Consider the following 6,466-nt stretch of genomic DNA (forward strand, 5'->3'; position numbering starts at 1 on the left):
CACCACCCCGGCCCCCGCACCCGAGGACCACGAACCCGACCGGGATCCCAGCCCGGCGACCCGCTGAACCCCGGCCGCCGCTCCTCCGGGAGCGGCGGCCCGACGGCGACGTCCGCCCCGCCGCGCACGCGACGTGGAGCGCGTGGCACACCCCCGTGCGGTCGGCTCCGGTCCGCACGGAGGGGGGCGGCCGCCTCCTCGGACGAGGCCGGGCCCCCGAGGGAGACCGGCGCCGGTCAGAACGGGATCTCGAAGTGGACGGTGGCCACCCCCGGGCCGTGTTCGCCGGTGGTGCGGGCGTCGAAGATCTCCTTGGCCGTGCTGCGCCAGAAGGCCTCCGCGCCCTCGACGTCCACGTTGGTGTGCAGGTAGAGGGAGTCGTAGCCGGGGGTGTTCGCGACGAAGTCGCAGGCCGCGTCGACCAGCGTGCGGGCGAGGCCCCGGCGCCGGTGCTCCGGGCGGACGTAGACGCGGGCCAACTGGGCGGTGGTGCCGGACGGGTAGCGTTCGGCCAGCCAGCGGGGGTGGGGCGGGTGGGCCGGGCCCGTCGAGTGCACACCGGTGGTGGCGACCACCTCGCCGTCGTGGACCGCCACGAGCAGGAGGTGGCGGGGGTCGTCGAGGTAGGTGCCCTTGAGGTCCGTCACGTCCCGGTGCCAGCGGGGCACGTAGCCGTATCCGAACTCCTTGTAGAACGTGTCGAGCATGACGGCGCGGGCACCGTCGGTGTCCGCGGGTGTCGCGGGACGCACGGTGTAACCGGCGGGCGCGGTCCGACTCATCGCGAGGTCCTTCCGTATCGGGGTCCTCACAGTACCTGACAATGAAAATGATTACCGATATCGTGTCGTCGGTCGCGGCCCTGGCGTCAGGGCCGTGCCGTACGCGACGACACGAAAAGGGGAGCCGTGGCTCATCTGCTGGTGGTCGAGAGCTGGGTCGGATCGATGAGCAGGCTGCTGCCACGGGCGATCCGGGAGGGCGGACACGAGTTCACGTTCCTCACCCGCGACCTGCACCACTACCTGCGCTCGGCACCCGAGGGCACCGCGCACCCGCTGCTCGGGGCGCGCAACGTGATCACCGCGGACACCAACGACACCGAGACCCTGCTGCCCCGGGTGGAGCGGCTGCACTCCGTGCTGGGCTTCGACGGGGTGATCACGTCATGTGACTACTACCTGCCGGTGGTGGCGCGGGCGGCCGCCCGGCTCGGGCTGCCCGGACCGGCTCCCGAAGCGGTCGGGAACGCCTGCCGCAAGGACGCCACCCGCCGGGTCCTGGCCGACGCCGGGGTGCCCGGACCACGGTTCGCGGTGCACGAGGAGTGGGCCGAACTCACCCGTTCGGCCCGGGAGATCGGCTACCCGCTGGTGGTCAAGCCCGTCGACCTGTGCGCCGGCATGTACGTGCGCCGGGTGGACGACGAGGAACAACTCGCCGCCGCCGTCAAGGCACTGGGCGAGTTCCCGGTCAACGCGCGCGGGCAGCGACGGGCTCCCGTCGTGCTGCTCGAAGAGCTCCTGGACGGCCCGGAGGTGAGCGTGGAGACCGTGTCGCACGCGGGCGCGGTCCATGTCGTCGGCGTGACCGACAAGAGCGTCGGCGGGGCACCCGCGTTCATCGAGACCGGCCACATGTTCCCCGCCGCCCTGTCGTCCGCGGACGCCGAGGCGGCCGAGCAGACCGCGCTCGGCGCGCTCAAGGCGCTCGGGCTGACGGACGGCGTGGTGGCGCACACCGAGATCAAACTGACCTCCGCCGGACCGCGCGTGGTCGAGGTCAACCCGCGGCCCGCCGGGAACCGCATCACCGAGCTGATACGGCATGTCACCGGCCTCGACCTCGCCGCGGCCTTCGTGGACGTGTCCCTGGGCCGCGCGCCCGATCTGCGGCGGGCGGACACCGGGTTGCGCAGTGCCGCCATCGGCTTCCTCGTGCCGGGAGCCACGGGCACGCTCGAAGCGCTGGACGCCGGCCGGGCGCGGACCGCACCGGACGTCCTCGAGGTACAACTCGCCGAGCCGGGAAGGCAGGTGAAGGCGGCGGGCAGCAACAACGAGTACCTGGGGCACGTGATGGCGGGTGACCCGGCCGGTACCGGCGCCCGCGCCCGGGTCGAGGCCCTGCTCGACGAGGTGCGGTCCGGGCTGGTGATCCGATGAGCCCCACCGCCCCGGCGTCCGCCCGCGCGGCGACGACGTACGACGAACTCCTGGCGCTCGCCCGCGCCGGTGAACTCGGCCCCGACCCGGCCGGGGTGCGGATCTCCGTGGCCTTCACCACCCGGCAGGCCGTACGGCACGAGGGGCGCGGCACCGGTTACCGCAACGAGGTGCTCAGCCTGCGCCTCGCCGAGGCCGTCGGCAGTTGCGCGGTCGAGCCCGGCGCGCTGCCCGACGGCGCGGTGGAGGACTGCGCCGGCGCGGACGTGGCCCGCCTGCTGGAGCATCCGGTGCCGGCGGTGCGGGTCGCCGCGCTCGACGCGTACCTGATGCACGTCACCCCGCACACCCCGGAGAACGGGGCGCGGCCCGTCGCCCTGCCGGCCGGGACGTCGCTGGAGAAGTCCCGGGTCCGGGCCGAGGCCGTCGCCGGGCTGCTCGTCCTGCCGCCCGGGGCGACGGTGCTCGTGGTCGGTGTGGTCAACTCCCTGCTGGAGGCGCTGCGTTCGCGAGGCCTGGGCTATGTGCCGTGCGACCTCAAGGGCGGGGTCACCGAGTGGGGCGAGCCGGTCGTCACCGACGCCCTCGGCTCGGCCGGCCGGTGCGAGGCGCTGCTCGTGTCCGGGATGACGCTGGGCAACGGGACCTTCGAACCGCTGCGGGAGCACGCGCTGCGGCAGGACAAGCAGCTGGTGATGTTCGCCCAGACCGGCAGCGCCGTGCTCCCCCGCTTCCTGGGGCACGGGGTGAGCGCGGTGTGCGCGGAGCCGTACCCCTTCTTCTGGCTGGACGGCGGGCCCGGCACCATCCACCGCTACCGCGCCGGCCGTCCGGGAGGCACCCGGTGACCACCGCCGCCGTACGGTCCGCCGCCCGCCCGGAACTGCTCTCCCTGCTCGGCCGCACCCCTCTCGTCCGCGTCACCGCCGGCCTGCCCGGACCGCACCCCGGTTTCTGGGCCAAGCTCGAAGGGCTCGCCGCGGGCGGGATGAAGGCACGGGCCGCCGTCTCGATGCTGATGGGCGCCCGGGAACGCGGGGAACTGCGGCCCGGCGCCCCGGTGGTGGAGTCCACCTCCGGCACCCTCGGCATCGGACTCGCCTTCGCCGGACAGGCCCTCGGGCATCCCGTCGTACTGGTCGGCGACAGTGAACTCGAGCCGTCCATGCGGCAGTTACTACGATCGTACGGGGTGCGGCTGGAAATCGTGGACCGGCCCGCGCCCCGGGGCGGCTGGCAGGCCGCGCGCCTCGCCCGGCTGCGCGAACTGCTCACCGTGCTGCCCGGCGCCTACTGGCCCGACCAGTACAACAACCCGGACAACACGGCCGGTTATGCCTCACTGGCCGCCGAACTCGCCTCTCAGCTCGACCACTTGGACGTTCTGGTGTGCAGTGTGGGCACCGGCGGGCACAGTGCCGGTGTCATCGGGCCGCTGCGCCGGCACTGGCCCGCGCTGCGGCTGATCGGCGTGGACTCCACCGGCTCCACCATCTTCGGCCAGCCCGCCCGGCCCCGGCTGATGCGCGGCCTCGGCAGCAGCATCCATCCGCGCAACGTCGCCTACGACTCCTTCGACGAAGTGCACTGGGTGGGCCCCGCCGAGGCCGTGGACAGCTGTCGCCGGCTGGCCCGGGGCAGCTTCGTCAGCGGCGGCTGGAGCACCGGCGCGGTCGCCCGCGTCGCCGCGTGGGCGGCCCGTGTCCACCCCGGCGCGGTCGTCGCCACCGTCTTCCCCGACGGGCCGCACCGCTACCTCTCCACCGTCTACGACGACGACTTCACCACCGCCCACGGCGTCGACCCGGACGCCGCGGCCGTCCGTCCCGTGGAGATCCCGCACCCGTACGCGGCCGAGGCCACCGGCTGGACGCGGTGCACCCGCGTCACCGACCCGCTCGCACGTCCGGAGGAGAACCGGTGAGGACCGGCCTGCGCACCGTGCGTCTCGAACTCACCGAGCCGCTGCGAATATCCCGCTCGACGATGTCCGCCCGTGACGCCGTGTGGCTGAGCGTCGAGCACGAGGGCGCGACCGGTCACGGCGAGGCCGTCAGCAGCGTCTACTACCGGCTCGACGCCGGGAGCCTCGCACGCCACTTCACCGCCGTGGGCGCGGACCTGGCCCGCTTCCCCGACCCGGAGACCGCCCTGGAGGCCCTGCGCACACGGGAGTTCGCCGCCGGGAGCACTCCCCCGGCCGTGACCGCCGCCGTCGACGCGGCCCTGCTGGACCTCGTCGGCAAGCGTGCGGGCAGGCCCGTCCACCGGCTGCTGGGTGCCGCAGACACCCCGGTCGCGGCCACCGCCCGCACCATCGGCATCACGCCCCCCGCGCACGCCGCGGCGCAGGCCCGCTCCCTCACGGCCGACGGCTTCGAGGTGCTCAAGGTCAAGGCGGGGGCGGCCGATCCCGAGGAGGACGTCGAGCGCGTACGGGCCGTCCGGGACGCCGCGCCGGGCGCGCGGCTGCTGCTCGATCCCAACGGCGCCTGGACCACGGGGCAGGCGAAGGCGTTGCTGCCCCGGTTCGCCGCGCTCGGCGTCGAGGCCGTCGAACAGCCCCTCGCCCCCGGCGACCCGGAGGCCCTGGCGGCGCTGGCCGAACGCTCACCGCTGCCGGTCGTCGCCGACGAGGACGCGGTGGACCTGGAGGACGTACGCCGGCTGGCCGGGCGCGTCCACGGCGTCAACGTCAAGCTCGCCAAGTGCGGCGGGGTGCACGCGGCCCTGCGCATCGCCGAGTCGATCGACGGCAGCGGCACGGAGCTGATGCTGGGCTGTCTGGCCGCCAGCAGTCTCGGTCTCGCACCGGCCGTGCACCTCGCCGACCGGGCCCGCTGGGCCGACCTGGACGGTCACCTGCTGCTCGCGCACGACCCGTGGACCGGCATCGGCGGCGAGAACGGCCGGGTGAGGGCGAGCGGCCTGCCCGGACTGGGCGTCGGACCACGGGAGGGGCGCCGTGCGGACCAGGACGGACGCCGTGCGGACCAGGACGGGATCCGTACAGACCCGGAGGGGCGCCCTACGGACCCGGAGGGGCGCCGTGCGGACCTGGCATGAGATACGCCGGTTCCCGCTCGCCGTTCAGCTCCTGCTGGTCAACCAGCTCGGCGTCAACACCGGCTTCTACCTCCTCATCCCCTACCTCGCCACCCACCTCACCGAGAACCTGGGCCTGTCGGCCGCCGTCGTCGGCGTCGTCCTCGGGGTCAGGAACCTCAGCCAGCAGGGCCTGTTCGTCATCGGCGGCTCCGCCTCCGACCGGCTCGGCGCGCGGGGCGTCATCATCACCGGCTGCGCCCTGCGCACCGCGGGCTTCGCGCTGTTCGCGCTCGGCGACCACCTGGCCGTCCTGCTCGCCGCGTCCGTCCTCAGCGGGTTCGCGGGGGCGCTGTTCAACCCCGCCGTCCGCGCCTACCTCGCGCAGGAGGCCGAGGAGCGCAGGGCCGAGGCGTTCGCCCTGTTCAACGTGTTCGCCACCACCGGCGCGCTGATCGGGCCGCTGCTGGGCAGCGCGCTGCTGCTCGTGGACTTCCGTACGTCGGCGCTGACCGCCGCCGGGATCTTCGCGGTCCTGACCGTCGCGCAGGCCCTGGTGCTGCCCGCCCGGCGGGTCGAGCCGAGCGGGGGCGGGGTGCTCGCCGACTGGCGGGAGGTGCTCGGCAACCGCGCCTTCCTGGCCTTCGCGCTCGCCATGGCCGGCCTGTTCACCCTGGAGAGCCAGCTGTACCTGCTGCTGCCCGACGGGGCACGGCGGGCCACCGGCTGGGACGGGGCCGCCGGTCTCGTCTTCGTCGTCGGCGCCGTCGCCAACCTCCTGCTCCAGTTGCGGCTGACCCGCGCGCTCAAGCGGCTCGGGGACCGGGCCCGTTGGATCGCGGTGGGGCTGGGTCTCATGGCGCTGGCCTTCCTGCCGCCCGCCCTGGCCACCACGGCGTCCGGCGGTCCGGACGGCGTGGCCGACGCGGCGCTGCGGGTGCTGCCCGTGCTGGCGGGCGCCCTGCTGCTGTACCTCGGGGTGATGGTCGCCCAGCCGTTCGTGATGGACATGGTCCCCGCCTTCGGCCGCCCCGGACTGACCGGCACCCACTTCGGGATCTTCTACGTCGTCTCGGGCGTCGCCGCCGCGATCGGCAACACCGTCGTCGGCTGGGCCATGGACACCGGGCGGGACGGCGGTGCCTCGTGGCTGCCGTGGGCGTGCTGCGCGCTGGCCGGGCTCGCCTCCGCGCTCGGCGTCGTACGGCTGCGCCGGCGGGGATCGCTGCCCGCGCCGCCGGGACAGCCCGCCGTAC

Annotated in this window: 6 protein-coding genes; 5 read left to right on the forward strand and 1 reads right to left on the reverse strand. The window is 74.5% G+C overall.

What is annotated here, in order from left to right:
* Positions 1–236: 236 nt before the first annotated feature.
* Positions 237–782, reverse strand: coding sequence for a GNAT family N-acetyltransferase (locus tag B7767_RS02960; protein WP_085570726.1), 546 nt, complete (start codon positions 780–782; stop codon positions 237–239).
* A gap of 126 nt (positions 783–908) precedes the next feature.
* On the opposite strand from B7767_RS02960, the gene B7767_RS02965 reads away from it, so the two are divergent.
* The 5 genes from B7767_RS02965 to B7767_RS02985 all read left to right on the forward strand — a co-directional run.
* Positions 909–2,165 carry an ATP-grasp domain-containing protein gene (locus B7767_RS02965; RefSeq protein ID WP_179167009.1) on the forward strand — a complete coding sequence of 419 codons (1,257 nt, stop codon included), beginning with the start codon at positions 909–911 and terminating at the stop codon, positions 2,163–2,165.
* Positions 2,162–3,013 (forward strand): hypothetical protein, encoded by an 852-nt coding sequence (locus B7767_RS02970; RefSeq protein WP_085570727.1) that lies wholly within the window; start codon positions 2,162–2,164, stop codon positions 3,011–3,013. The genes B7767_RS02965 and B7767_RS02970 overlap by 4 nt, the downstream gene beginning before the upstream one ends.
* Positions 3,010–4,089, forward strand: coding sequence for a PLP-dependent cysteine synthase family protein (locus B7767_RS02975; protein ID WP_085570728.1), 1,080 nt, complete (start codon positions 3,010–3,012; stop codon positions 4,087–4,089). Before B7767_RS02970 ends, B7767_RS02975 begins: the two co-directional genes overlap by 4 nt.
* Positions 4,086–5,231, forward strand: coding sequence for a dipeptide epimerase (locus B7767_RS02980; RefSeq protein ID WP_085570729.1), 1,146 nt, complete (start codon positions 4,086–4,088; stop codon positions 5,229–5,231). The genes B7767_RS02975 and B7767_RS02980 overlap by 4 nt, the downstream gene beginning before the upstream one ends.
* Positions 5,215–6,466 (forward strand): MFS transporter (locus B7767_RS02985; protein WP_085570730.1); only part of this gene is annotated, 1,252 nt, incomplete at its 3' end. The genes B7767_RS02980 and B7767_RS02985, both read left to right, overlap by 17 nt.

The organism is Streptomyces sp. 13-12-16, assembly GCF_002114215.1.
Taxonomy (GTDB): Bacteria; Actinomycetota; Actinomycetes; order Streptomycetales; family Streptomycetaceae; genus Streptomyces.